This window comes from Bacillus nakamurai, from assembly GCF_001584325.1.
GTDB classification, from domain to species: Bacteria; Bacillota; Bacilli; order Bacillales; family Bacillaceae; genus Bacillus; species Bacillus nakamurai.
This window is the reverse complement of record NZ_LSAZ01000015.1, coordinates 96,685-121,555: the sequence shown is the minus strand read 5'-3', so window position 1 is coordinate 121,555 and position 24,871 is coordinate 96,685. Positions and strand designations below refer to the sequence as shown.

29 protein-coding genes and 2 pseudogenes are annotated in these 24,871 nt (G+C 45.7%); 23 read left to right on the top strand and 8 right to left on the bottom strand.

All coding sequences use genetic code 11. From position 1 onward, the window contains the following. The first annotated feature begins 17 nt into the window (after positions 1-17). Positions 18-416, top strand: coding sequence for a F0F1 ATP synthase subunit epsilon (locus AXI59_RS09220; RefSeq protein ID WP_061522539.1), 399 nt, complete (start codon positions 18-20; stop codon positions 414-416). Positions 417-460: 44 nt separating this feature from the next. Here the strand turns inward: AXI59_RS09220 and AXI59_RS09215 are convergent. Further along, a pseudogene (locus AXI59_RS09215) lies at positions 461-930 on the bottom strand (hypothetical protein). Positions 931-1,106: 176 nt separating this feature from the next. On the opposite strand from AXI59_RS09215, the gene AXI59_RS09210 reads away from it, so the two are divergent. The 17 genes from AXI59_RS09210 (at position 1,107) to AXI59_RS09130 (ending at position 15,122) form a co-directional block, all read left to right on the top strand. Next, positions 1,107-1,337, top strand: a complete 231-nt coding sequence (locus AXI59_RS09210) for a DUF1146 family protein (RefSeq protein ID WP_082791751.1) — start codon at positions 1,107-1,109, stop codon at positions 1,335-1,337. Positions 1,338-1,480: 143 nt separating this feature from the next. Then, positions 1,481-2,221 carry a YwmB family TATA-box binding protein gene (locus AXI59_RS09205; RefSeq protein ID WP_061522541.1) on the top strand — a complete coding sequence of 247 codons (741 nt, stop codon included), beginning with the start codon at positions 1,481-1,483 and terminating at the stop codon, positions 2,219-2,221. Positions 2,222-2,254: 33 nt separating this feature from the next. Continuing rightward, a complete protein-coding gene (gene murA / locus AXI59_RS09200; RefSeq protein ID WP_061528013.1) occupies positions 2,255-3,565 on the top strand; it encodes a UDP-N-acetylglucosamine 1-carboxyvinyltransferase in 1,311 nt (436 codons plus the stop codon). 199 nt (positions 3,566-3,764) lie between these two features. Further along, positions 3,765-4,796, top strand: a complete 1,032-nt coding sequence (spoIID, locus tag AXI59_RS09195; RefSeq protein ID WP_061522543.1) for a stage II sporulation protein D — start codon at positions 3,765-3,767, stop codon at positions 4,794-4,796. 265 nt (positions 4,797-5,061) lie between these two features. Further along, entirely contained in the window at positions 5,062-5,748 is a 687-nt protein-coding gene (locus tag AXI59_RS09185; RefSeq protein WP_061528011.1) for a VWA domain-containing protein, read from the top strand. A 312-nt stretch (positions 5,749-6,060) separates the two neighbouring features. Next, entirely contained in the window at positions 6,061-6,741 is a 681-nt protein-coding gene (locus tag AXI59_RS09180) for a VWA domain-containing protein (protein WP_061528030.1), read from the top strand. Between the two features lie 89 nt (positions 6,742-6,830). Then, positions 6,831-6,995: a hypothetical protein gene (locus AXI59_RS19995; protein ID WP_167348369.1), complete on the top strand. Its 165-nt coding sequence runs from the start codon at positions 6,831-6,833 to the stop codon at positions 6,993-6,995. A 96-nt stretch (positions 6,996-7,091) separates the two neighbouring features. After that, positions 7,092-7,880 carry a formate dehydrogenase accessory sulfurtransferase FdhD gene (gene fdhD / locus AXI59_RS09175; protein ID WP_061522545.1) on the top strand — a complete coding sequence of 263 codons (789 nt, stop codon included), beginning with the start codon at positions 7,092-7,094 and terminating at the stop codon, positions 7,878-7,880. A gap of 16 nt (positions 7,881-7,896) precedes the next feature. Further along, positions 7,897-8,922, top strand: a complete 1,026-nt coding sequence (moaA, locus tag AXI59_RS09170; RefSeq protein WP_061528010.1) for a GTP 3',8-cyclase MoaA — start codon at positions 7,897-7,899, stop codon at positions 8,920-8,922. A 192-nt stretch (positions 8,923-9,114) separates the two neighbouring features. Continuing rightward, positions 9,115-10,245 (top strand): response regulator aspartate phosphatase, encoded by a 1,131-nt coding sequence (locus AXI59_RS09165; protein ID WP_061528009.1) that lies wholly within the window; start codon positions 9,115-9,117, stop codon positions 10,243-10,245. Between the two features lie 127 nt (positions 10,246-10,372). Then, entirely contained in the window at positions 10,373-10,852 is a 480-nt protein-coding gene (locus AXI59_RS09160; RefSeq protein WP_061522548.1) for a hypothetical protein, read from the top strand. A gap of 70 nt (positions 10,853-10,922) precedes the next feature. Beyond that, positions 10,923-11,111, top strand: coding sequence for a CsbD family protein (locus AXI59_RS09155; RefSeq protein ID WP_061522549.1), 189 nt, complete (start codon positions 10,923-10,925; stop codon positions 11,109-11,111). A gap of 366 nt (positions 11,112-11,477) precedes the next feature. Next, on the top strand, positions 11,478-11,795 hold the full coding sequence (ureA, locus tag AXI59_RS09150; RefSeq protein WP_061528008.1) for an urease subunit gamma: 318 nt from the start codon (positions 11,478-11,480) through the stop codon (positions 11,793-11,795). Then, a complete protein-coding gene (ureB, locus tag AXI59_RS09145; protein ID WP_061522551.1) occupies positions 11,792-12,166 on the top strand; it encodes an urease subunit beta in 375 nt (124 codons plus the stop codon). The genes ureA and ureB overlap by 4 nt, the downstream gene beginning before the upstream one ends. After that, positions 12,163-13,872: an urease subunit alpha gene (gene ureC, locus AXI59_RS09140; protein ID WP_061522552.1), complete on the top strand. Its 1,710-nt coding sequence runs from the start codon at positions 12,163-12,165 to the stop codon at positions 13,870-13,872. Before ureB ends, ureC begins: the two co-directional genes overlap by 4 nt. Before the next feature lie 139 nt (positions 13,873-14,011). Further along, complete coding sequence (locus tag AXI59_RS09135) at positions 14,012-14,416, top strand: Rrf2 family transcriptional regulator (protein ID WP_061522553.1); 405 nt, start codon at positions 14,012-14,014, stop codon at positions 14,414-14,416. Between the two features lie 64 nt (positions 14,417-14,480). Beyond that, the gene (locus AXI59_RS09130; protein ID WP_061528007.1) at positions 14,481-15,122 is read left to right on the top strand and encodes an NAD(P)-dependent oxidoreductase; all 642 of its coding nucleotides are present in this window, start codon (positions 14,481-14,483) and stop codon (positions 15,120-15,122) included. Positions 15,123-15,159: 37 nt separating this feature from the next. Here AXI59_RS09130 and AXI59_RS09125 read toward each other — a convergent pair whose 3' ends face one another. Next, the gene (locus AXI59_RS09125) at positions 15,160-15,546 is read right to left on the bottom strand and encodes a DUF5362 family protein (RefSeq protein ID WP_061528006.1); all 387 of its coding nucleotides are present in this window, start codon (positions 15,544-15,546) and stop codon (positions 15,160-15,162) included. A 139-nt stretch (positions 15,547-15,685) separates the two neighbouring features. On the opposite strand from AXI59_RS09125, the pseudogene AXI59_RS09120 reads away from it, so the two are divergent. Beyond that, positions 15,686-16,450 (top strand): annotated as a pseudogene (locus AXI59_RS09120) (MerR family transcriptional regulator). A 9-nt stretch (positions 16,451-16,459) separates the two neighbouring features. Here the strand turns inward: AXI59_RS09120 and cls are convergent. Beyond that, the gene (gene cls, locus AXI59_RS09115; RefSeq protein ID WP_061528004.1) at positions 16,460-17,908 is read right to left on the bottom strand and encodes a cardiolipin synthase; all 1,449 of its coding nucleotides are present in this window, start codon (positions 17,906-17,908) and stop codon (positions 16,460-16,462) included. A 218-nt stretch (positions 17,909-18,126) separates the two neighbouring features. On the opposite strand from cls, the gene AXI59_RS09110 reads away from it, so the two are divergent. After that, positions 18,127-18,564: a DUF5392 family protein gene (locus tag AXI59_RS09110; RefSeq protein ID WP_061528003.1), complete on the top strand. Its 438-nt coding sequence runs from the start codon at positions 18,127-18,129 to the stop codon at positions 18,562-18,564. 30 nt (positions 18,565-18,594) lie between these two features. Here AXI59_RS09110 and AXI59_RS09105 read toward each other — a convergent pair whose 3' ends face one another. Beyond that, a complete protein-coding gene (locus AXI59_RS09105) occupies positions 18,595-19,047 on the bottom strand; it encodes a DUF5362 family protein (protein WP_061522559.1) in 453 nt (150 codons plus the stop codon). Then, positions 19,044-19,535: a GNAT family N-acetyltransferase gene (locus AXI59_RS09100; RefSeq protein WP_156476252.1), complete on the bottom strand. Its 492-nt coding sequence runs from the start codon at positions 19,533-19,535 to the stop codon at positions 19,044-19,046. The genes AXI59_RS09105 and AXI59_RS09100 overlap by 4 nt, the downstream gene beginning before the upstream one ends. A gap of 139 nt (positions 19,536-19,674) precedes the next feature. On the opposite strand from AXI59_RS09100, the gene AXI59_RS09095 reads away from it, so the two are divergent. Next, entirely contained in the window at positions 19,675-20,532 is an 858-nt protein-coding gene (locus AXI59_RS09095) for a stage II sporulation protein SpoIIQ (RefSeq protein WP_061522561.1), read from the top strand. Positions 20,533-20,642: 110 nt separating this feature from the next. Next, entirely contained in the window at positions 20,643-21,074 is a 432-nt protein-coding gene (locus AXI59_RS09090; RefSeq protein ID WP_061528002.1) for a VanZ family protein, read from the top strand. A 24-nt stretch (positions 21,075-21,098) separates the two neighbouring features. Here AXI59_RS09090 and AXI59_RS09085 read toward each other — a convergent pair whose 3' ends face one another. After that, a complete protein-coding gene (locus AXI59_RS09085; RefSeq protein ID WP_061522563.1) occupies positions 21,099-21,674 on the bottom strand; it encodes an undecaprenyl-diphosphatase in 576 nt (191 codons plus the stop codon). 164 nt (positions 21,675-21,838) lie between these two features. On the opposite strand from AXI59_RS09085, the gene ftsW reads away from it, so the two are divergent. Further along, positions 21,839-22,993: a putative lipid II flippase FtsW gene (gene ftsW / locus AXI59_RS09080; protein ID WP_061522564.1), complete on the top strand. Its 1,155-nt coding sequence runs from the start codon at positions 21,839-21,841 to the stop codon at positions 22,991-22,993. Positions 22,994-23,046: 53 nt separating this feature from the next. On the opposite strand, the gene AXI59_RS09075 is transcribed toward ftsW, so the two are convergent. Continuing rightward, positions 23,047-23,397 (bottom strand): P-II family nitrogen regulator, encoded by a 351-nt coding sequence (locus AXI59_RS09075; RefSeq protein ID WP_061528001.1) that lies wholly within the window; start codon positions 23,395-23,397, stop codon positions 23,047-23,049. A 17-nt stretch (positions 23,398-23,414) separates the two neighbouring features. Continuing rightward, entirely contained in the window at positions 23,415-24,626 is a 1,212-nt protein-coding gene (locus tag AXI59_RS09070; protein ID WP_061528000.1) for an ammonium transporter, read from the bottom strand. Between the last annotated feature and the right edge of the window lie 245 nt (positions 24,627-24,871).

The window sequence follows — 24,871 nt, the reverse complement described above, 5'->3', positions numbered from 1 at the left end:
CCTAGGAGGGTAAAAGCATGAAGACCGTTAAAGTCAATATCGTTACTCCCGACGGCCCAGTATATGATGCTGATATTGAAATGGTGAGTGTAAGAGCCGAGAGCGGTGATCTCGGTATCTTGCCGGGCCATATTCCGACCGTGGCTCCGCTTAAAATCGGCGTCGTCCGTCTGAAAAAGGACGGCCAGACCGAATTGGCGGCTGTCAGCGGCGGATTTTTAGAAGTCCGTCCTGATCAGGTCACTATCCTTGCACAATCCGCAGAAACAGCGGAAGGCATTGATAAAGAGCGCGCCCTTGCTGCGAAAAAGCGGGCGGAAGACCGTTTGAACAAACGATCAGATGATACTGACATTCGTCGGGCTGAGCTTGCGTTACAGCGGGCTGTAAACAGATTGGATGTTGCAGGAAATTAAAAAAGAATCCTTCTCGGCTGTCTGAGAAGGATTCTTTTTCTATATTAGCGCATAAGAGATTCAAAGACTGCAAGCAGCGGATGATCCTCTTCTTTTTGCAGGTATAAATGTTCGCAGCAGTTGTCGGTGTGCCATGTTTTATTTCCTCTTCTGACGCCTGTCGTATAAGCGCCGTCCGTATACGGATAAGGCTTGACGACCCATTCGGCGTCGTCATGGTGCGTAATGGCACAGTCTATGACATACACGCTCAGCATTTTCTCAAACTCGTCTATCGGCAGATTCCAATCCGCCAAAAGCAGTTCCCTGATGCTTTGGAAGTAGAGGATTCCAATTCCTTAAGGCTGTCGCGTGAATAATCGAGGGAGATGTTATAAAACTGACACAATTCATTCAGTTCCTCTGTTTGGGACTGTCTATAATCATAGTAGAATGCAATTGCTTCCCACTCATGTTCAAATACGGGCAGTGAATCTCCATATTGCTTTTCCGGATGAAAAAAGGAATGATTCATATTCCCATCTCCTTTCCAAAAAAGTATACCATGCCGGGGAATGGACAATTAAGCGGGGGTTTCCCCTAATTATGGATAAAAATTCTGGTGCGAAAATGATCATCTTTCTCTCATCTTCTTATATAATAAGAGAGGATGTGAGGGAGCGGAAAAGAAAATGAAAGGAGATGGAATTTGTGAATGTACTGGGACAGCAGGCCGCAATCAGCATTTTGATTCATTTAGTGTGTATTGCGGTTACATGGTGGGCGCTTCAAGCCGTCAACTTTGACCCGCTGATCCGAAAAGGAAAAGTGGTGCAGGCCAGACTTCTGATCATTCTTCTCACAATTGCGATCGGAACGGCAGTCGCTAATTTCTTTTTAGATTATCTTACCTATTCGAAACAGCTTCCATACTTGTTTTAAGAAGTTTCATCAGTCGAAATGACGGGAATGGCTGGAGGAGAAGCCAATTTTTTCTTCAGGCTGTCTGGCGAGTTTTGACGAAGTTTTCCATGTATTGCTTTCCCCGGCTCCGGCAAAAATGGGAGTAAGGGGGAGAGAACGATATGAAGAAAACAAGAGCAGGCCGTGCCATTCTGTTTTTTGTCTTTTTAAGCGCCTTAATTGCGGTGTTTCATTCCATTCATGCGAGTGAACTGTCACCGCTTGCCCAAATTGCAGCGGGAATGGAGCGGCAGCATGTGACTGTTGATGAATGGACGCTGCACGCAAAAGAAAATTTGAACCTGTCGCTGAATGAATTTGATGAAAAAGTGAAGCAATTACAAAAGCAGAACCCGCAATACCGTTGGGAAGCCGCACAGGAAAATAAAATTGTAAAGGCTGTCGGCACGTATTCTGACAAAAAAAATCACACAACATTTAAACTGCAGCTCGTCACTACCCTCAAAAACCAGAACCCAACTTCGTATTTATTATATGAGCAAATGAGCCAGGAGCAACCGGAAAGCTGGAATGATACATATGAACAGTTTGAACGGCAGGCACATGACATATTTCAAAATAAAGTATTTATTTTTACTTGTCTAAAGGGTCATTTAAATGATAATATGAGTATTGTTTTGCAAAAAAAAGCAGACCAAATCATGAAAGAATTTGAAGCAAGTCCAGTTGAACATGTAGTTGAGCCTCATTTCGTTTCTGTTTCTGCATTTACAAGTAAGTGGACAGATTACATCATGACGTCAAAGCATAAGATGAATGTGCAAATTGCGCTTAGAAGTGCGGGAATGGGCGAAAAACATACCGTTACGGTTGGCACACCAATCGTTACGACTGAATATTAATATAGAGAATATAGGGACGCGGAGGGGAATACCTTGGAAAAAATCATCGTCCGCGGCGGTCAGAAGTTAAACGGCACAGTTAAGGTTGAAGGAGCTAAAAATGCCGTTTTACCTGTTATCGCTGCATCTTTATTAGCAAGTGAAGAAAAAAGCGTAATATGTGATGTACCTACGCTCTCCGATGTATATACAATTAATGAAGTGTTGCGTCATTTAGGAGCAGATGTGCATTTTGAAAATAATGAAGTGACTGTAGACGCTTCTTACGCTTTAGAAACAGAAGCACCTTTTGAATATGTGCGCAAAATGCGCGCGTCAGTGCTTGTGATGGGGCCTCTTTTAGCCCGTACAGGTCATTCGAGAGTAGCGCTTCCGGGAGGCTGCGCAATCGGCTCCAGACCGATTGACCAGCATTTAAAAGGCTTTGAAGCAATGGGTGCAAAAATCAAAGTAGGCAACGGCTTTATTGAAGCAGAAGTGGAAGGCCGTCTGCAAGGCGCAAAAATCTATTTAGATTTCCCAAGTGTGGGTGCGACAGAAAACTTGATTATGGCTGCTGCTTTAGCTGAAGGAACGACAACGCTTGAAAACGTGGCAAAAGAGCCTGAGATCGTTGACTTAGCAAATTATATCAATGCAATGGGCGGCAAAATCCGCGGAGCGGGCACCGGCACCATTAAAATTGAAGGTGTCGACAAGCTTCACGGCGTAAGACACAATATTATCCCTGACCGTATTGAAGCGGGTACCTTTATGGTGGCTGCGGCTATAACGGAAGGAAACGTATTAGTAAAAGGTGCGGTTCCTGAGCATCTTACTTCTTTAATCGCTAAGATGGAAGAAATGGGAGTTAAAATTATGGACGAAGGAGAAGGCCTTCGTGTCATCGGACCTGCCCAGCTGAAACCGATCGATATTAAAACGATGCCTCATCCTGGTTTCCCTACTGACATGCAGTCGCAAATGATGGCGCTGCTTCTCCGTGCGAGCGGAACAAGCATGATTACAGAAACCGTGTTTGAAAACCGTTTTATGCATGCTGAAGAATTCCGCCGGATGAACGGAGACATTAAGATTGAAGGCCGTTCTGTTATCATTAACGGTCCTGTACAGCTGCAAGGCGCAGAAGTTGCCGCCACGGACTTGCGTGCGGGCGCGGCACTGATTCTTGCGGGATTAGTGGCTGAAGGTCATACTCGCGTTACGGAACTGAAGCATTTAGACCGCGGTTACGTGGACTTCCACAAAAAACTCGCGGGCCTCGGCGCCGACATCGAACGTGTAGTAGATGAAACGGCGGCTGAGCAAGAAAACAAAGAAGTGGTAACTGACTTAAACGCATAATTTTCTAAAACAGTATGTCATCTGGCATACTGTTTTTTCATAGGGTTTATCATCATTATTATGCTCTGATTTGCAAAAAAGAATACGTTTCAGCTTGAATAAAAGGAATAAAGATTCTGTCCAAAAGGAGTGTCATATTAGCTTGTCCCTGCCCATAAGATGAAGTAGAGTCGAATCCCGAGCAGGAGGCAGCTGATATATGAAACCAATTGTATTTCTACTATCCGGGTTATGTGTACTCATTCTTCTCGTGCCCACGCTCCTTGTCATTCCCTTTCAGACAGAAAAAGGAGCTGCGGTAAACAGAGAATCCGGACACAGAACAACACACACCATACGAGAAGCAAAAGGAGCAGAGACATTGAAAGAATCGCCTGTATCCATTCCGGTCTATCGGACATCCAATCATTCTGTAGAAAATATTCCGCTTGAAGAGTACGTCATCGGAGTCGTAGCTTCCGAAATGCCCGTAAATTTTAAACCCGAGGCATTAAAAGCCCAGGCGCTCGCTGCCCGAACATTCATTGTCAGATTGATGGTAGCTGACTCCGCCGTTCAGGCGCCGAAAGGATCACTTGTGGACGACACGCAAATGTTTCAAGTCTATCAAAGCAAAAGCCAGCTGAAGAAAGAGTGGGGATCTGATTACGCACAAAACCTCAAGAAAATTACAAACGCGGTAGCCAGCACGCAGGGGAAGATTTTAACGTATGACAATAAGCCGATTGAGGCGTCCTTTTTCTCTACAAGCAACGGCTATACAGAAAATGCAGAAGCCTATTGGACAAGCGCCATTCCTTATTTAAAAAGCGTACAAAGCCCGTGGGATAAAAAATCGCCTAAATACCTCTCCACCCAAACAGTGAGCGTTGCGGAGTTTCAGCAAAAGCTCGGCGTTCAGCTATCAGGGCAAAACTCGGTGGGGCAGATTACCGCCAGAACACCCGGCCATCAAGTCGCGACAGCTGTGATAAACGGCAAGAAGCTGAAGGGAAGAGACATTCGCGAAAAACTTGGACTGCGCTCAGCCGACTTTGAGTGGAAACGAAACGGCAGCAGCATCATCATTACGACAAAAGGATTCGGCCACGGCGTCGGCATGAGCCAATACGGCGCCAATTACATGGCAGAGCAAGGAAAGTCCGTTACGGATATTGTGAAGCATTATTATCAGGGGATAGATATCTCCGATGCTGACGCATTTTTAAACAAATATATGGCAAAAAAGTAGACGCTTAGATAAGCGTCTTTTTTTCGGAAAACTATTCCAAGAATGGTGAGGGCACCAACAGACTCATATAACGAAAGCCTAAAGGCGGACAATCGTAATCCGGGTCTCACACGGCAGGTGAAATTCACTGATATAAACAGCAGATTCTATGTGAATATACGCAAAAATAAAAAGGAAGCCCGTCCTATTTATTTCCCCATTCATCTCATTTACGATAAGAATTGTTCGGCGTTGAACGTGAAACACTTTGAAAAGGGGAAGAGCGATGAAAAAAACATTTTCACTTATACTCATGCTAGGATTGCTGCTGACTGCTGCATCTCCTGCTTTTGCTGCTGAGAACGCAAGCAAACCAATCATCAAACCTAAAAAAAATATCGCCATTTTGCTGGATGCAAGCGGCAGTATGGCGAAACGGATAGACGGCGTTTCTAAATACAGCATGGCAAAAGATGAAATCGTTCGTTTTGCGGACTCACTTCCGTCTAAGTCACAAGTCAGAATGACGGTATTCGGTTCTGAAGGAAATAATAAAAATTCAGGAAAAGTACAATCTTGTCAATCCATCCGCGGCCTATACGGATTCCAAGCATTTGACAGACAGAGCTTTTTGAATTCTCTTAACGGAATCGGGCCTACGGGCTGGACACCGATCGCAAAAGCATTAGAAGATGCGAAGGCTTCTTTTAATGAGGCACACAAAAATGGCCATAAAGCGGTTTACCTTTTGACCGATGGTGAAGAGACGTGCGGCGGAAATCCGATTCAGACGGCGAAAGAACTTCGTAAACAACATATTAAGGTCAATGTCATCGGGTTTGACTTTAAAGAAGGCTACAACGGCCAGCTCCATGAAATCGCCAGAGCGGGCGGAGGAAAATACTACGAAGCTCAAAGCAAAAAGGATATCAATCACATTTTTACATTGGAAGCACGTGCATTAGCGGAATAAAAAAGGGTGCCGTTTTCGGCGCCTTTTTTTTGTCGTGTTTTTAACAAAATATTCAAAAAAAGTTGAAGAGAAAACTGTAAAAAGGATCAGTTTCCCGCCTTATATTACAAAAAGGACGAAAAAAGGCATCAAACTTGTCATATTTTATCCAATCTTTTTAGGATGAAGCGTCTACATTACCCATTTTTTGAGAATGTATCGTTATCGTCATAAGAGGCACCTCGTCCTATATCTTTTTACTATTTCCTAATCTAGCATAAAGGAGAGCCGAGGGGCCCATCGGCGAAAAACAAATGGAGAGGAATGAGTATGATGAAAAAAATGTTTACTGCGGGAATTGTCGGTCTTTTGACGCTTTCTCTCGGATCGCCCGTGTTTGCGGCTGAGAAAACGCATGAGGAAACAAACGTCGCTGTTTTGTTTGACGCAAGCGGAAGTATGATTCAAAAAACAGATGGAGAACGCAAAATAGACGTTGCAAAGGATTCGGTCAAATCATTTGCAGAAGTCCTTCCTGAAGATACGAATCTGATGCTGCGGGTATTCGGGCATAAAGGCAACAACAAAATGTCCGGCAAGGCCGTGTCGTGTAATTCAACAGAAACTCTTTACGGCCTTCAGCCGTATTCCGTGTCTCCGTTTGACCAATCTCTCAGCCAAATTAAACCGACAGGCTGGACGCCGATCGCAAAAGCGCTTTCTGATACGAGAGAAGAGTTTGAGCGGATCGGAGCTAAAGGGAAAAACGTGGTTTATTTAATTACAGACGGTGAAGAAACGTGCGGGGGAAATCCTCAAGCGGAGATTCAGAAACTCCGTAAAGCGAACGTCAACACGATCGTTAACATCATCGGCTTTAACTTTGGCGTAAAAGGAAGCGAAAGCCTTGAACAAGCGGCGAAAGCAGGCGGAGGAACTTATGTTTCCGCTGACAGCGCGGCTGAATTCAAGCAGGCTTGGGATGACGCAGCACAGCAATTGGCAAATGAATAAACTTGAAAAAGACGCCCTTTGCCGGCGTCTTTTTTTGTGTTTAGAAACTGGGATAGCGGGAATGATACGACTAAAAGGAGATGACACGTTTGTTAAAAGGAGCAGGCATTATTTTAGTGCTGGCGGCAGTGGTCTTTGTGCTGATCGGCATCTTTCTGAAGCTGGCCGCATTTATTTTCGTCAGCATATTAGCCATTATCGCCGCAGTCATTTTATTCACTATCCTGAGCAAAAATCACCGTAAAGAAACATAAAGAGTCCGGGGAGGGCTCTTTTTTTAGACCGCATATTCGACAAAATCCGCCGATTGTGGAAGAATAAAAGAGAAGGATATTGCGGAGGGGAAAACAGTGGAAGATAAAGCAACAGCGATAAGGGAGATATACCGTTACGAAAAAGGGGAATTAACGAAAACGACAGACCGGATGGCAGCTGAGTATCCATTGACTGTCATGCTGAACGGGCGGGAATTCGTTACGCTCGTCTGCACGCCTGATCATTTACAGGAGCTCGTCATCGGATTCCTCGCGTCAGAAGGCGTTATTCGATTTGAAAAAGAGATTAAAAGCTTTACAATAGATGAAAGTCTCGGTTTTGCGTATGTGGAGCTTACGCATCCTGAAGTGCTTGAGCAAAAAGACTATACGAAGAGGGTCATCGGCTCATGCTGCGGAAAAGGCCGGCATTTTTATTTTCAGCAGGATGTCAAAACGGCCAAAACAGCCGTCAGCCGAATCAAAATAACCCCTGAGGCGTGTCTTGAATTAATGAAGACGATGCAAAGCGGAAGCGGCACTTTCCAAGAAACAGGCGGTGTCCATAACGCGGCGCTGTGCGATACGGAAAAAATGCTGCTCATGCGGACGGATATCGGCCGCCACAACGCGCTGGATAAGCTGTACGGGTATTGCCTGCAAAACGGAATGCCAGTCCGTGACAAACTGATTGTCTTCAGCGGCCGGATCTCATCGGAGGTCTTATTAAAAGCCGCAAAAATCGGTGTATCGATCGTTATTTCTAAATCGGCGCCGACCGAGCTTGCGCTGCAAATGGCGGAAGAGCTGAATATCACGGCGATCGGTTTTGTCAGAAACGGATCGTTTAACGTATACACACATCCCGAACGGGTTGGAAGATAGAAAGGGGTCTTGGCTTATGAATACAGAAACGCGCCGGGTGTCAGACAAAAGGGACAGACCGCTCAGGGATCTTCGCATCTCTGTCACTGACCGCTGCAACTTCAGATGCACGTACTGTATGCCAGCCGAATTATTCGGACCGGATTATCCATTTTTACAAAAGAAAGAATTGCTTTCATTTGAAGAGCTGGAGCGGCTTGCGAAACTGTTTGTCGGACGCTTCGGTGTTGAAAAAATCAGATTGACGGGCGGGGAGCCGCTCATGCGGAAAGATATGCCTGAATTGATCAAAAAGCTCGCGCGTATCCCGGGGCTTCGGGATATCGCGATGACTACAAACGGCTCGCTGCTTCCCGTCTACGCAGAGAAGCTGAAGCAGGCGGGGCTGCACCGGGTGACCGTCAGCCTTGATTCTTTAGAGGATGAGCGATTTAAAGCCATCAACGGCCGCGGAATATCTGTGAACAAGGTGCTTGAAGGTATTGAGGCGGCAAAAGCTGCCGGCCTCGGCGTAAAAATCAACATGGTCGTCCAAAAGGGTGTTAACGAAAAGGACATATTGCCGATGGCTCGTTATTTTAAAGAAAAGGGCCATATTCTCCGGTTTATTGAATTTATGGATGTCGGCAATACGAACCAGTGGAATAAAAAAGACGTTATCACGAAGGCGGAGATCATCGAACTGATCAATAAATGCATGCCGACAGAACCGATAGAAGCGAATTATAAGGGGGAGGTCGCCTCCAGATTTCGCTACCTTGATGGTTCTGGCGAAATCGGCGTGATTTCCTCAGTCTCAGATGCGTTTTGTGCTTCCTGCAACAGGGCGCGCCTGTCGGCCAGAGGCGAACTGTTTACATGCTTGTTCGCTTCCGGAGGCTATGATGTGCGGAAGCTTGTGCGCGGCGGCTTAACTGATGATGAATTGACGGATGCTATCGCTTCCGTCTGGAAAAACCGTACGGATCAGTATTCGATTGATCGCGCGCTTTCTAAAAAGGCCGGGAAAAAGAAAGTGGAAATGTCTTATATAGGCGGATGAAATAAAAGCTTGCCCGATTAGAGCGGGGCAAGCTTTTTTATACCTGAAGGCGCTTGTTCAAAAAAACTCAGCTTCATCCGAAATATATGAAGCAGGAATTTTGATGGATGCTGATCAAGATAAATGAATTCCAAAGCCATACATTATGATAAAATATAACCAATAGAAATTAGAAAAGGTTGTGAAAGGGGCATGACCGCACACGAGATTCCGTCATCTCAAGTTGGAGTCAAAATCAACAAATGGTACAAGTACATTTTAACTTTTCAAGCGGCTGATGCCATAAAGCTGAAAGAGGAAATTGACCAGGATATACAACACATGGAGGAAGACCAGCTGCTGCTGTTATATTATCAGCTGATCAGCTACCGCCATCACATTATGCTTGATTACGTCAAGCCGGACTTCACGGAACAATCACATATTCAGTACAGCGAGCTGCAAAAAACGATTGAAAGTACGGACAGCATATCGGGATTATCTGAGTATTATTTCCATTTATTCAGAGGCATGTATGAATTCGATCAGAATAACTACGTTTCGGCTATTTCTTTTTATCGGAAAGCTGAGAAATTACTTTCGTTTGTCGAAGATGATATTGAGAGGGCAGAGTTCCACTTTAAGATGTCTGAAGTTTTTTATGTGATGAAGCAGACTCATTTCTCCATGAATCATGCGATTCAGGCGCTTGAAACGTATATGGATCACGATTTTTACAGAGTGCGGAGGATACAGTGCCATTTCGTCATTTCGGGAAACTATATCGACTGCAAAAACTATGACAAAGCGCTTGAACATTTAGATGAAGCGCTCCGCCTTGCATTGCTGGAAGGACAGCCCCGCCTGATCGGATCGGCGCTTTACAATCTGGGAAATTGTTATTCTGAGAAGAGAGAGCTGGATGAAGCTGCCCGTTACTTTAGAAAAGCGCTGCCCATCTTTGAAGAGCATCAGCTTGAACAGCTTCCGAAGGCGCTGTTCAGCTTAACGCACACCCTTTTCAGACTCCACGAGGATCAAGCCGCTCTCGCTTATTATGAAAGAGGGATGAAGATCGCGAAAGACCGCGGCGATCGATTCAGCTTAGAAAAATATAAGTTTTTACAAGCGCTTTATTTGGAATCTGTCAATCTCGATTTAATTCATGAAGTGTTTGACTATATGAATGACAAATCGCTGTATGTGTATATAGAAGATTTCGCCTTGGAGGCTGCCGTTTATACCAGCGCCCACGAACAGTATAAAGAAGCGGCGTATTTTTATGAAAAAGCGATCCGCATGAGAGAGAACATTCAAAAAGAAGAAAGTTTATACGATATATAATTCTTAACCATCTGGAACTCAGATGGTTATTTTTTTGCGGAAAACGGCACATTATCACGTTTGAACATAGAAAAAATCGGAAAAATCGCAAAATGAGAGTGTAAGCGATTTTGAAAGGAGGGATTCGTTGTTCGGATTTAACGACATGGTAAAGTTTTTTATGTCTTTTCTCATCATTTTGCCGATGGTGTCCGTCATACATGTAGCCGGCCACAGTTTTATGGCCCTGTTATTCGGGGGAAAAGCATCGTTAGATATCGGAATGGGAAAGCGCCTCATAAAATTGGGACCGATACAGGTCCGGCGTATCTATTTCATAGATTCTTTCTGCCAGTTCGGTGCATTGCGGATCGATAACCGGCTGACGAATGCGCTCGTTTATGCGGGCGGCTGTCTGTTTAATCTCGCTTCTATTTTTTCAATTAATCTTCTTATCATACAGGACGTCCTCGAACCAAACTTGTTTTTTTACCAATTTGTCTATTTTTCAACGTATTATGTCTTTTTTGCCCTGCTGCCGGTGCAATATGCAGAAAACAAGCTGTCAGACGGATTAGCCGTCTACAAAGTGCTGCGCTTTGGTGAACGCTGTGAAATCAATAACTGACAGTTGAACGGTTTACCATTTTGCTGAAAGGGAAGGAAACAAGTACACATTAAAAAAGGAGCTGAAAATCATGAGCAACGATAACGGATTAAAAGACAAAGTAAAAGGCGGCATGAACAAAATGAAAGGCGAAGCCAAGGATAAAGCCGGTGATATGACAGACAAATCCGATTTAAAAGCGGAAGGAAAAAAAGATAAAGCAAAAGGCAGCCTGCAAAAAGGCGTCGGTAAAACGAAGGAAAAACTCAGTAACGATTAATGTAATATAAACGAAACAAGAGCCCAAAACATTTTGGGCTTTTTGTTATGAGAAATGACAAAAATTCCAGTATATTTGGTTAATATTAACTAAATTTTTAAATATTCTATAAATTTTTGAGCGGTTTCTTTATAATATTCACATAGAATGTTACCTTTCACATTTTTAGGTTATCTGTCTGTTTGATTAAACGTTTGTTCAAAAGAAAAAAATCAGATATCTCAATTTTCTGTAAAAGGAATTCGGCTGTCGGCCGTCGAATTTCTTTCATCACTTAACATTTCATGAGGTGAAGGGGGTGGTACCCGCCTGCATTTCGGTATGACCATGATGATTGTGTTTGACTATCACTAAGGGGGAGTACAGATGAAATTAACACCGGTTGAACAAGAAAAATTGCTCGTTTTTGCAGCGGGAGAGCTGGCTAAACAGCGAAAAGAGCGCGGCGTTTTGCTCAATTACCCTGAAGCGGCCGCTTATTTGACCTGTTATCTGATGGAAGGTGCGCGGGATGGAAAAAGCGTCGCCGAGCTGATGGAGTCCGGCCGCCATGTATTAACGGATCAGGACGTCATGGAAGGCGTGCCGGAAATGCTGGACAGTATCCAGGTGGAAGCGACGTTTCCTGACGGAGTCAAACTTGTAACCGTTCATCAGCCGATCACAGCGGGGGTGAAGTCATGAAGCCGGGAGCTATCCAAGTCGCAAATGGGACAATTGCTATTAACGAAGGCAGAAGAACAAAGGAAGTGACTGTTACCAATAAGGGAACGCGGTCGGTTCAAGTCGGTTCGCATTTTCATTTTGCCGAAGCCAACGGCGCCCTATCCTTCAAACGGGATACAGCGATCGGCATGCGTCTGGATATTCCTTCAGGCACGTCTGTCCGTTTTGAACCGGGTGAGGAGAAAATCGTTACGCTCGTTGAAATCGGAGGAAGAAAAACGATCAAAGGGTTAAACGGCATGGCCGACACCTATATGGATGAACGGGGAAAAGAAAAAACCTTATCAAACCTTATGAAAGCCGGCTGGATGGAGGGGGCGATCCGATGAAGATGACACGTGAGCAATACGCAGAGCTGTTCGGGCCGACAACAGGAGATAAAGTCAGACTCGGAGACACCGATTTATGGATTGAAGTCGAGAAAGATTTTACCGTCTACGGAGAGGAAATGATCTTCGGCGGAGGAAAGACGATTCGGGACGGCATGGGGCAAAACGGGTCCATGACGGCAAAAGACGGAGCGCTTGACCTGGTCATCACAAACGTTGTCATTCTGGACTACACCGGCATCGTGAAAGCGGATATCGGCGTGAAGGACGGCCGTATAGTCGGCGTCGGAAAAAGCGGCAACCCCGATATCATGGATGGCGTTGACCCGCATATGGTCATCGGTGCCGGCACAGAGGTCATTTCCGGCGAAGGAAAAATTGTAACGGCCGGCGGCGTGGATACCCATATCCATTTTATTTGCCCTCAGCAGATGGAAGTCGCCCTTTCTTCAGGAGTGACAACGCTTCTCGGCGGGGGAACCGGACCTGCGACCGGCAGTAAAGCGACAACCTGCACATCAGGTGCATGGTATATGTCAAGGATGCTTGAGGCAGCCGAGCAATTCCCGATCAATGTCGGGTTTTTAGGAAAAGGAAATGCTTCTGACAAAGCGCCTCTCATTGAGCAGGTGGAAGCGGGCGCCATCGGCCTGAAGCTCCATGAAGATTGGGGAACTACGCCAAGCGCCATTAAAACCTGTATGGCAGTTGCGGACGATGCGGATATTCAGGTTGCCATCCACACAGACACGATCAACGAAGCGGGTTTCTTAGAAAATACGCTTGAAGCAATCGGCGACCGGGTTATCCATACATATCACATAGAAGGGGCCGGCGGAGGCCATGCACCGGATATTATGAAGCTCGCGTCCTACGCCAATATTTTGCCGTCCTCTACTACGCCGACGATTCCGTATACCGTCAACACGATGGACGAGCACCTTGATATGATGATGGTCTGTCATCATTTAGATTCCAATGTGCCTGAGGACGTGGCATTCAGCCATTCACGCATCAGGGCGGCCACAATTGCGGCAGAGGATATCCTTCACGATATCGGTGCGATCAGCATGACATCATCTGATTCCCAGGCGATGGGCCGGGTCGGGGAAGTGATTATCCGGACATGGCAGGTTGCCGATAAAATGAAAAGGCAGCGCGGCGCCCTTGCCGGGGAAAACGGCAATGACAATGTGCGGGCCAAACGCTATGTCGCGAAATACACGATCAATCCGGCTATCACCCACGGCTTGAGCCATGAAGTCGGCTCAGTGGAAACAGGCAAGCTTGCCGATCTTGTGTTGTGGGACCCGGTTTTCTTCGGCGTCAAGCCTGAGCTTGTACTCAAAGGCGGTATGATTGCCCGCGCCCAGATGGGAGATCCGAACGCTTCGATTCCGACGCCTGAACCTGTATTTATGCGTCAGATGTACGCATCTTACGGAAAAGCGAACCGCAATACATCCATTACTTTTATGTCCAAGGCAAGCATTGAAAACGGCGTACCGGGCAAACTGGGGCTGGAAAAAACGATTTCTCCGGTGCAGCATATCCGCAAGCTGAGCAAGTTCGATATGAAGCTGAACGCCGCGATGCCGAACATAGAAGTTGATCCGAAAACATATCAGGTATTCGCTGACGGAGAAGAGCTGTCATGTCAGCCTGTCAGCTATGTTCCGCTCGGACAAAGATATTTCTTGTTTTAATCCCCCCAAGGCCGGCTCAGCCGGCCTTTTTACACCTCTATTGCCAACTGGATATCATCCTTTGACGAATTTTAGTGTATATTAGTAGTTGACAAAAAAACGAAATGTAACTATTATGGTTACAATGGTGGTGAAAAACATGATTAACAGCCGTCTTGCTGTGGCCATTCACATCCTATCGCTGATTTCGACGGATGAACGGGCTTCGTCGGATATGATTGCAGGCAGCGTAAACACCAATCCCGTCGTTGTGCGGAGAACAATCAGCCAGCTGAAAAAAGCAGGTATTCTTACATCCCGGGCGGGTGTTCCCGGAGCCAGCCTGAAAAAAGATCCGTCCGAGATTTCCCTCTTAGAGGTATACAGGGCGGTGCAGAAAAAGGAAGAGCTTTTTGCGGTTCACGACAATCCGAATCCGGACTGTCCGGTCGGCAAAAACATTCAGCAGGCGCTTGATGAGACGTTCGGAAGCGTACAGCGGGCAATGGAAAATGAATTGGCAAGCAAGTCCCTTTATGATGTAATGAATCATCTCTTTTGTTAAAAAGAGATGGCTTCATGCCGCTAAAGATGTAACAAAAATGGTTACAAATAAGGAGGAAAAAGAAATGAAAATTGGAATTATCGGTGCAAGCGGAAAAGCGGGAAGTGTTATTTTGAAGGAAGCGAAAGATCGCGGACATGATGTGACAGCGATTGTCAGAGACGCTTCAAAAATGAATGGCCAGGACGTCACTGTTCTGGAAAAAGACGTATTCGATTTGAACGCCGAAGATGTAAAACAATTCGATGCCGTAGTCAATGCGTTCGGGGCTCCGGCGGGGCAGGAGCATCTTCATGTGGAAGCGGGAAGAGCATTAATCAATATTTTCAAGGAAGCGAGAGATACAAGATTGTTTGTCGTCGGCGGAGCCGGCAGCCTCTTCGTTGATGAAGCCAAAACCACTCGTCTGGCCGAAACGCCGGAATTTCCAAAACAATACTTGGCGACCGCAGTCAATCAGGCAAAAAATTTAGAGGATCTGGAAAACACAGACTCCTTCTCTTGGACATTTCTTAGCCCTGCGGCTATGTTTGATCCGAACGGAAAACGTACGGGATCGTACAAGAAAGGCAAAGACACATTCACTGTCAACTCTAAAGGAGACAGCTATATCAGCTATGCGGACTATGCCATCGCCGTATTGGATGAACTTGAAAAACCGTCTTATCAAAACGAACGCTTTACTGTAGTCGGAGAAGCGGAATAAAGAAAAAATCCCGGGCGCAGAGCTCCGGGATTTTCTTTTAATATGTATTTGTGTCAAAATCATTAAACAAGCCGTCAGCGATGCCGAGCATCATGAAAATGATGACAAGAATAACGGCGATAACTGAAATACCGATGCTGACAATGAGGTAAATCCCCTGCATCTTCACGAACTTTGCGTAATAATCCAGCATATTTTCCTCTGACAGCTCATTGAATTGTTCTGCCATTTGCCCCGCTTCTTTTGCTGACCGCATAAGAAAAATTCCGGCAATAATCTGCAAAACACCGGGAATTGCTCCGATTAGGAAGAAAAATGCTCCTGAAAGTGCCGCAAAAGCGCCCATTATAATAAATAAAATGCCTGCTGCTTTCCCCCATTTAGAGATGGTGACAAGCGAACGGTTAACAGATTCTGGTTTCAAAACACGGCACTCCTTTACAAAAAAATACTTACTTTTCATTTATACACTATTCGGGCAGTCTTTTGAATATAAAAATGTGTTTTTATGATTGACTCTGACGTAACGTTATCGTTTACGATTCCATTATGGAGGTGATGACATGCTGTATCAAGTCAAACAAGTGGCCGATATGTCGGGAGTCAGCGTGAGGGCGCTCCACCACTATGATCTTATCGGGCTGCTTGCGCCGAAAGAAGTGTCTGAAGCGGGATACCGCCTGTATAGTGATGCGTGTCTTGAGCGGCTGCAGCACATATTATTTTTTAAAGAAATCGGCTTCCGGCTGAGGATATTAAAAATATGCTGGATCATCCGGCTTTGGAAGGCCACGCTCGAAAGCCAAAAAGACATTCTGCTGAATAAAAGGCAGAGAATTGACCGAATGATTGAAACGGTGGATAAAACCATCGCTTCCATAGAAGGAGGAGCGGAAATGAAGGAACGGGAGTTATTTGCAGGACTCAGCATGAAAGAAATTAAAGAGCACCAAACGAAATATGCAGACGAAGCGAGAGCGCTGTACGGAAAAGATATGACAGACCAAACGGAGAAAAAAACGGCCGCCTATACAAAAGAAGATTGGAGCACCGTGATGTCAGAATGGGGCGCCATTTATGAACGCATCGCAAAGAATATGGAAAAAGGGCCGGGCGACGCCGAAGTACAAGAGGCAATCGACGATTTCAGAAACCACATCAGCACCTATTTTTATGAATGCAAGCCTGACATCTTCAGGGGATTAGGCGATTTATATACGGCCGATCAGCGATTTACGGAGAACATTGACCGATACGGAAAAGGGCTCGCAGCCTTTTTGCGAGAAGCGATTATCGTATATTGCGAAAATGAAAATTCCCGGGCGTAACCCCGGGAATTACAAAATCGGAGACAAAAGCCTTGAAATCGATTCTTTGATGCGGATCCATAACGAGCGCTCCTGATACTCTTCATATGTGTATTTTCTTGAGACGAGCAAATCCTCTTTAAATGAGGAGATGAGCTTTTTCGCGATGGTGACATCGTAAATAAAGGCATTGACCTCAAAGTTCAGCCTGAAGCTTCTGACGTCGATATTGGCCGTCCCGACCGAAGCCGTTTCATCATCGACGACAATCGTCTTCGCGTGAATAAAGCCGTTATCGTAAATATAGACCGAAGCCCCGGCTTTTAACAGATCTCCGATATAAGACAAGGTCGCCCAGTAAACGAACGCGTGATCCGGCTTATTCGGAATCATAATCTTCACGTCGATGCCGGACAGGCAAGCGATTCTGAGAGCGTCCAAAAGACTTGAATCGGGTATAAAGTAAGGCGTTTGAATCAGAATCGACCGTTTGGCTGTTGAAATCATCTTAATATAGCCGTTTTTAATCTGTTCCCACTCTGAATCCGGCCCGCTTGTGACAATCTGCATTCCCACGTTGCCTTTCGGCTCGCTTTCCGGAAAATGATTCGGTACGTATGTGAGCGTATGGTGATGGGAGGCCTGGTTCCAGTCGAGGATAAACCGTGTCTGGGTCGCATGAACTGCCGTGCCTTGTATCCTGAGATGCGTATCACGCCAATAGCCGAATTTCGGGTTCAGTCCGAGATATTCATCTCCGACGTTAAAGCCGCCGACATAACCTGTTTCACCGTCGATAATGACAAGCTTGCGGTGATTGCGGTAATTAAGCCGTAAATTAATCGGCCGGAGCCTGGAAGGAAAGAAGACTTCCACATGGCCGCCCGCGTCCTGCAGCGGTTTGAAAAACTTTTTTCTGAGTGATCTTGAACCGAGTTCATCATATAAAACTCTGACCTTTACGCCTTCCTTTGCTTTCTTCACTAAGGCATCGCGCACTTTTTTTCCTAATTCATCACCTTTGTAAATATAATATTGGAGGTGAATGTGATCTTTGGCGTTGGAAATGTCCTTCATTAGGCGTTTAAACTTATCGCGCCCGTCGGTTAAAATCTCTACTGAATTGTCCTCTGTAAATACGGCGTGGTTGTTCATGACAAGCATATAGATGAGATCCTGATTATCCACAGTCGCCCGGTTGTTAAATTGAAACTGCCTCGACTTCAGATCTTTGAGCTGGAATTTGAGCAGCTTTTCAATCCCGATCTTTTTGCGGTCCTCCCACTGAAACAGGTGCTTGCGTCTGAGATTATGGCCGAATAACAGGTATAAAATAAAGCCTAATATGGGAATAAAAAAAAGTACAAGCAGCCAAGCCCATGAAGCACTGGCATCGCGTCTTTCTTTAAAGATCATGATCACGCCCAAAAGTATATTTAAAACGAAAAAAAATCCGAAAAGAATAAATGAAATGCTCACTTTGCAACCCCGCTATATCATATTTATCAAGACTGTGCCCATTAGTATTCCGACAAGTGCAGCAATCTGATTCCCATTTCAAATTATAACATTGGCATTTTGAAAGAATAAAGAGGCGAAGACAAAGATCAGTGCAGTTTTCTTTCAAAGGAAGTTCCAGCTGCGTTAAAATAAGCATATATGAAAAAGAAGACATATGACAGCAAGGGGGAGAGGGTATGAAGCTTGAGCACGCAGAACAGTTGCCGGGTTTTATCAAAAAAGAAATTCAAAAGATGCAAACCGTCATAGCGCCTCTGATGAAAAAAAGCATCATTTACCGTTTCCTCGCATTCCCGCTCGCCGCCTTTTCTCTATTTCATTTGGCGTCGGTGCTGTTTCTGGCCCCTGCGGGCAGAGGAGCTTTCATATCGGCAGGCATTTTTGCATTCTTGGCGGCATTGGGGCTGGCGTTTTTTAAAGAAGCCGGCTATCAGCATAAACAGATACAGAAAACGATCCGGCTCTACATGCTGAACAGGATAAAGAAGAGCGACATTTTGTCTGAAGAGCGGAAAAACGCGTATACCCGATTAATCGCCGAGGAGCCGTCTGCAATGAAGAGCTTTATTGAGTTTTTAACGGAAGAAGACCGGAAAAAGGAAATGCTGTATTAAAAAAGAGCTGATGCGGGATCAGCTCTTTTTTTATTCAAACAACGGGTTGTTCTCGTAATAATAAGAATCCGGCGAATCATTGGCATCGGTGCTGTAATAAGCGGAAATACCGATAATGACGAAGACAATGATCATTAAAATAAAACCGATAATCCCCGCGGCAATGCTCGCCGCTGCGTAAAAAAACTGCATTTTGATAAATGAAGCGTAATTGTCAAGCATGTTTTCTTCAGCATCCTCCTCGAGGCCGTTCTGAAGACTGGCAGCCGCTTTCGCCGAGCGCAGCAGCATCACGCCGGAAATGATGAGCAGCACACCGGGGATGGCGCCGAGTACGGTGATTAAAGCTGTTAAAGCGGAAAGGGAGCCTGCAATAATAAGCAGCACACCGGTAATCTTTCCCCATTTCGCAATGTCGGCAAGGGAACGGGCCTTTTTGTTCTGCTGCTTGCCTTCTTCTTTCTCTTTATCGATACTGATCATGACAGCACTCTCCCTAAAATGTTCAAATCATATCGCTTTCCGTCCATTTCGGCAATGCCCGGGAGTACGCCCCATTGGGTAAAGCCGAATTTTTCAAACAGCTTGATGCTCGGTACATTATGCCCGAAAATAAATGCCATGACATTCCGAATGCCGATTTCAGGAGCGATGCGGAGCGCTTCTTGCAGAAGAAAGCTTCCGGCGCCTTTGCCCCGGCAATTCTCATGGAGATAGATGCTGATTTCAGCGGTTTTCTCGTAGGCGGGACGGCCGTAAAATGTTTCAAAGCTGATCCATGCTGCCATGCTGCCGTTCTCATCTTCAGCGACTAACAGGGGGCGCTGGTCTGTGTGCTGCAAAAACCAATCCATCCGGTCTTCAGCCGTTACTTCTTCGGTATCAGCTGTTACCATTCGTGAGGCAATCGTCGAGTTGTATATGGCCACAACCGCATCTAAATCTTCCATTACGGCCCTGCGCAGGGTCAAATTCATTTTATTCAAGCTCTCCCTTCAAATTCTTTTACATAATAAAAAAATATCTGCACATACTATTTCCAAAAAGTTTTTTTAAGATGTGTATATATTTTCAGAAAAGTGTTCAGAATGTTGCTGAGGTGATGAAACAATGAGAGAGGAAGAAAAGAAAACTTCTCAAGTCAAAAAACTTCAGCGGTTCTTTCGCAAACGCTGGATATTCCCTGCAATTTACTTAGTCAGTGCGGCCGTCATTTTAACAGCTGTCCTTTGGTATCAATCCGTTTCAAACGATGTAAAGGACAATCTGACGAACAACGGCGGAAACTCCGCGTATGACAGCGGCAAAGACGATGCCGTCGAAGTAGGCAAGCCAATGGAAAATGTCGCAATGCCGGCTGCTCATTCTGAAAATGTTTCTGTTGTGAAAAAGTTTTATGAAACTGATGCCGCAAAAGAAGAAAAAGAAGCAGCACTCGTTAACTATAATAACACGTACAGCCTAAGTAAAGGAATTGACTTAGCTGAGAAAGACGGGAAAGCATTTGATGTTTCCGCTTCTCTGAGCGGTACGGTTGTCAAAGCTGCTAAAGATCCGGTGCTTGGATATGTGGTTGAAATTGAACATTCAGACGGCCTGTCCACCGTATATCAATCTCTTTCTGAAGTCGGTGTCGAACAAGGCGACAAGGTCAAGCAAAATCAAGTCATTGGAAAATCAGGCAAAAACCTTTACAGTGAAGAAAGCGGCAATCACGTGCACTTTGAAATCCGTAAAGACGGCTTGGCTATGAACCCGCTGAATTTTATGGACAAACCGGTCACATCAATTGAAAAAGCCGCGGCTGAAGAGAAAAACGCTGTTACAGAAGAAACAGAAGGTTCCATTCAGCAGTCTTCTGAGAAAAAAGACGTTACGCCTAAAAAAGAAACTGAAGAAAAATCCGGTGAGAAACAGGATGGCTCAAAAGACAAAACAGATCTAAAAGAAGACGGGTCATCGAAATAATCGAGCCAATCTTCATGCGAAAGCGCCTATCAGCTCAGATAGGCGCTTTTCATCACTTATAAGTGCCTTTATACGAATAGAAACCAATTGACAGGAAAAGGAGATGCTGAATGAATAAATGTTTGCTGGCGGGGTGGCTGATCTTTCTTTTAATCTCAACATTAACTGAAAGCTTTCACGATATGGCAGTGTCGCAGACGGTGGCATTCCGCTTTACACCGCACCCGGATGCAGCCGGCTTCTTTTCCGTTGATCTGGCCGAGCTCGCCATACCCGAAGCCGCGGTTCAAAAGCTCGGGCACGCTTTTTCATTTTTTGTGCTGGCCTATTTGTTTTTCAGACAGCGGAGGCATGTGAAGAGGGCGGTGCTCGGTGCGCTGGCCTTTGCCTTTCTGACAGAAATCGTCCAGCTGTATTTCGGCAGAAATGGAGCCTTGCGCGATGTGCTGATCGACAGCATCGGCATTGCCGCGTTCTATTTCCTGTATGCGGCTGCAAAAAGAAGAAAGCATTCTGCCTCTGATAAATATGAAAGCCGGTAGTCTATGGCAGACACCGGCTTTCGTTTATACGTTATGGTTTGTTGATTTGCTTTTATGAACGATACTTTCGTAGATTCGCACGATAAGATCGACAAGAGGGCGAAGCACATTTGAAAATCTGTACAGCAGGAACCCGACAATGATTGCCACAATGATGCTTCCGAGCACATCAATCGGATAATGGTGGCCGACCCAAATTCTTGAGAAGCCGGTCAAAAGGCCGAAAATGACAAGCGGCCAGCCGAGCTTTTTGTTTCGGAACAAAATCGCAATTGAGATGGCCAATGCGCCTGTCGTATGGTCACTCGGAAATGAAGCGTCTGCGGCATGGGGAATCAGTGTATGAACCGTATGCTCGACGAAGGGGCGCGGCTCGTAATAGATTTTTGAAATAATATAGTTGACAATAAGTGCCGCAACGCCCGTAAAGCCTGCATATAAGGCGTTTTGCCGGCCTTTTGTGCTTCCGAACAGCCACATGGCCAGCAGGAAGAGGGCGTAGGCGTAAATCGAATATTCCGTAATAAATACCATAATCGAGTCGAGAATGGCACTATGATGGGACAAACCATGGATTGCTTTAAATAGTTCATAATTCACAGATATCACCTTTTATCATTATTTTATATAAACAGTGTAATGCTTTTTTCTATGAGACACAATTGGTATTAAAAATAATCATAAAAAAGTAAACATAATGAAACGAGTCTGTATTACTATGCGTCAAGTATGCGGGAAAAGAATAGCCGAAGGAGTTTTGTCCGTTGCTGAAACGTTTGAAAAACGCCGATCTGCTGCTGGTGTTCATGATACTGCTGCTTTGCGGATTCGGCTTGGTTATGGTGTACAGCGCCAGTGATGTCATCGGGTCTCAGCGATACGGGGACCCAACCTATTTTTACCATAAACAAAGAACCTCATTACTGATCGGATTATGTTTATTTGTTTTCGCCGCCTGCCTGCCTTATAAGAAATATGCGCGGCTCGTGCCTCTGTTTGTGGTCGGGTCGCTGCTTCTATTGCTGCTCGTATTAATACCGGGGATCGGACTGGAGCGGAATTTTTCACGCAGGTGGTTAGGCGCGGGCTCGCTTGTCGTTCAGCCTTCTGAATTGGCTAAGATCGCCATGATTCTCTATTTCGCTGCGATTTATACGAAAAAGCAGCCGTATATCCATCAATTTGTTAAAGGGGTTTTGCCGCCTTTACTGATTTTAGGGACAGCTTTTCTGCTGACATTGGCAGAGCCTGATTTAGGGACGGCTTCTTTAATATTGGCGGCTTGCGGGGCTATTTTATTGTGTGCCGGACTGAAAAAACGCCATCTGCTCGTGCTCGGCGCCACGGCGGTGTCGGGCGTCGTGTATCTCGCATTTTCGGCTTCGTACCGTGTGAAGCGTCTCGTTTCCTTTACAAATCCGTTCGCTGATCCGAATGGAGACGGCTACCAATTGATCCAATCCTATTTCGCCATTTCCGGCGGAGGGTTTTTCGGAAGAGGGCTTGGGAACAGCGTGGAGAAAATGAATTTTCTGCCTGAGGCGCATACTGACTTTATTATGGCCGTTATTTCTGAGGAGCTGGGCATATTCGGTGTGCTGATCGTCCTCGGTTTATACTTTGCGTTTATGCTTCTTGGCGTGAAAACGGCCGTCCGGGCGGCGGATCCGTTCGGTAAGCTTCTTGCCATCGGCATCACGTTTCAATTAATGTTTCAAGTTGTATTGAACCTGGGAGCGATGAGCGGGCTTCTCCCGGTAACGGGCGTACCGCTGCCGTTTATCAGCTACGGCGGTTCCTCATTAATTATGACGCTGTTTTTGTGCGGAATACTGGTCAATATCAGTACATATGCAAAAAAACAAACCGTACGGCACAAGCGCCCGGTTTCTCATGAAAAAAAGGTTTCTTCGTTCTGATAAAGCCCGTAAAAAGACGCCCGGGATATTCCATCTTCGGGCGTTGTGTATCGTTATAAAGCTTGGGGGCCTTCTTCTCCGGTGCGGATATTAATCGTGTTTCCAATTTCGTAAACGAATATTTTGCCGTCACCGGGTTGTCCCGTTTTGAGTACTTTTTTCGCTGTTTCTATCACTTGATCGACGGGTACCTTGCTGACGACGATTTCCACTTTCAGACGCTCATATACATTGCTTTCGATTTTGACCCCGCGGTACAGCTCAGTGTGCGCTTTTTGAAGGCCGCAGCCGTGTACGTTGGAGAAAGTCAGCGATGTGACTCCGATTTTACCCAGTTCCTGCTTCAGTGTCTCAAACTTTGCCGGACGCGTAACGATTTCTACTTTAAACATTTGACCGCTCATCTAAGTCACTCCTCACTTTATAAGTCTTGATATGCTTTTTCCCCGTGCATGGTTAAATCAAGTCCAAGTGACTCTTCTTCTTCACTGGCACGGAGGGGAATGAAAAGACCTACAATTTTAATGATAACGAAAGTGACAATAAATACAAATACATAAGTCGCCGCAATCGCTGCAATTTGTTTCCAAAGCAAGCTCGGATCACCGTAAAACAGCCCGTTTACCCCCGCGTCATTGACGGATGTGGTGGCAAACAAACCGGTCGCAATGCCGCCCCATGTTCCGCCGATGCCGTGCAGACCGAAAGCGTCCAGCGCATCGTCATAACCGAATGTTTTCTTGAGCCAAAAGACGCCCCAGAAGCAGACGAGCCCGCCGATAAAACCGATCACGATAGAGGCAAACGGTGTGACGAATCCCGTACCCGGTGTAATCGCGACAAGCCCCGCGATAGCTCCTGATACTGCGCCCAGCATTGTCGGTTTTTTGTTCAGAATCCATTCGATGAAAATCCAGCCGATAATTCCGGCCGCAGCGGCGGTGTTTGTATTAATGAAGGCAAACATAGCCACGCTGTCAAGTGTCAAAGCACTGCCGACGTTGAATCCGAACCAGCCGAACCAGATGAGAGCCCCGCCTAAGAAGGTGTAAATTAAGTTGTGGGGAGAAGCCGCCATACCGTCCTTGCGTCTTCCGATCACAATCGCCAGCACAAGCCCCGCCACTCCGGAAGAAATGTGAACGACGTTTCCGCCCGCAAAATCAAGCGCGCCCATTTCGCCGATCCAGCCGCCGCCCCAGACCCAGTGCGCAACAGGTGTATACACAAGTGAGGCCCATAAAAAGGAGAATACAAGAAAAGCACCGAATCTCATGCGCTCAGCAAATGCACCTGAAATAATCGCTGTCGTAAGCACTGCAAACGTCATTTGGAACATCATGAACAAAGAGTGCGGGATCGTGTCGCTGTAAGCCCCGGGTTCAAAGCCGACTCCATTCAGCCCCGCCCATTCAGCCCCGCCAAGCAGCGTATTGCCGGGAGCGAAGGCAAGCGAATATCCGTACAAAACCCAAACGACGGATACGATGGCAAGAGAAGAAAAACTGTGCATCGCGGTGCTGAGCACATTTTTGCTTTTTACCATTCCGCCATAAAATAATGCCAACCCGGGGGTCATCAGCCAAACGAGTAAAGCACAAAAGAACATAAATACTGTATCGCCCATTTGCATGTCTTATTCCTCCGTCTCATTCAGAATGAAAACAATTATTAATTCATTATTATAGAGAAAAAAGAATGATAAAACATTTTCATGTCAGTTTTTCTAACATGATTTTTTGTGATATGTTATGCCGGCCGCCCAATGGTAAAAAGCGTGACTTTATATCCGTATAATACCCGCCAGAAGCCGCGGCGAAAGAAATCCTTTCTGAGAAAGAGTAAAATAAACGGCGTGAGAAACACTAACCGCATCAG

What these genes read in the sequence shown, in the direction of transcription:
- ureC (WP_061522552.1), top strand. Translation starts at nt 12,163, where the DNA reads ATGAAGATGACACGTGAGCAATACGCAGAGCTGTTCGGGCCGACAACA.
- AXI59_RS09185 (WP_061528011.1), top strand. Translation starts at nt 5,062, where the DNA reads ATGAAAAAAACATTTTCACTTATACTCATGCTAGGATTGCTGCTGACT.
- AXI59_RS09155 (WP_061522549.1), top strand. Translation starts at nt 10,923, where the DNA reads ATGAGCAACGATAACGGATTAAAAGACAAAGTAAAAGGCGGCATGAAC.
- AXI59_RS09095 (WP_061522561.1), top strand. Translation starts at nt 19,675, where the DNA reads ATGAGAGAGGAAGAAAAGAAAACTTCTCAAGTCAAAAAACTTCAGCGG.
- ureA (WP_061528008.1), top strand. Translation starts at nt 11,478, where the DNA reads ATGAAATTAACACCGGTTGAACAAGAAAAATTGCTCGTTTTTGCAGCG.
- AXI59_RS09165 (WP_061528009.1), top strand. Translation starts at nt 9,115, where the DNA reads ATGACCGCACACGAGATTCCGTCATCTCAAGTTGGAGTCAAAATCAAC.
- AXI59_RS09220 (WP_061522539.1), top strand. Translation starts at nt 18, where the DNA reads ATGAAGACCGTTAAAGTCAATATCGTTACTCCCGACGGCCCAGTATAT.
- AXI59_RS09180 (WP_061528030.1), top strand. Translation starts at nt 6,061, where the DNA reads ATGAAAAAAATGTTTACTGCGGGAATTGTCGGTCTTTTGACGCTTTCT.
- ureB (WP_061522551.1), top strand. Translation starts at nt 11,792, where the DNA reads ATGAAGCCGGGAGCTATCCAAGTCGCAAATGGGACAATTGCTATTAAC.
- AXI59_RS09105 (WP_061522559.1), bottom strand. Translation starts at nt 19,047, where the DNA reads ATGATCAGTATCGATAAAGAGAAAGAAGAAGGCAAGCAGCAGAACAAA.
- AXI59_RS09135 (WP_061522553.1), top strand. Translation starts at nt 14,012, where the DNA reads ATGATTAACAGCCGTCTTGCTGTGGCCATTCACATCCTATCGCTGATT.
- AXI59_RS09130 (WP_061528007.1), top strand. Translation starts at nt 14,481, where the DNA reads ATGAAAATTGGAATTATCGGTGCAAGCGGAAAAGCGGGAAGTGTTATT.
- AXI59_RS09070 (WP_061528000.1), bottom strand. Translation starts at nt 24,626, where the DNA reads ATGCAAATGGGCGATACAGTATTTATGTTCTTTTGTGCTTTACTCGTT.
- moaA (WP_061528010.1), top strand. Translation starts at nt 7,897, where the DNA reads ATGAATACAGAAACGCGCCGGGTGTCAGACAAAAGGGACAGACCGCTC.
- AXI59_RS09090 (WP_061528002.1), top strand. Translation starts at nt 20,643, where the DNA reads ATGAATAAATGTTTGCTGGCGGGGTGGCTGATCTTTCTTTTAATCTCA.
- spoIID (WP_061522543.1), top strand. Translation starts at nt 3,765, where the DNA reads ATGAAACCAATTGTATTTCTACTATCCGGGTTATGTGTACTCATTCTT.
- AXI59_RS09075 (WP_061528001.1), bottom strand. Translation starts at nt 23,397, where the DNA reads ATGAGCGGTCAAATGTTTAAAGTAGAAATCGTTACGCGTCCGGCAAAG.
- AXI59_RS09110 (WP_061528003.1), top strand. Translation starts at nt 18,127, where the DNA reads ATGAAGCTTGAGCACGCAGAACAGTTGCCGGGTTTTATCAAAAAAGAA.
- AXI59_RS09205 (WP_061522541.1), top strand. Translation starts at nt 1,481, where the DNA reads ATGAAGAAAACAAGAGCAGGCCGTGCCATTCTGTTTTTTGTCTTTTTA.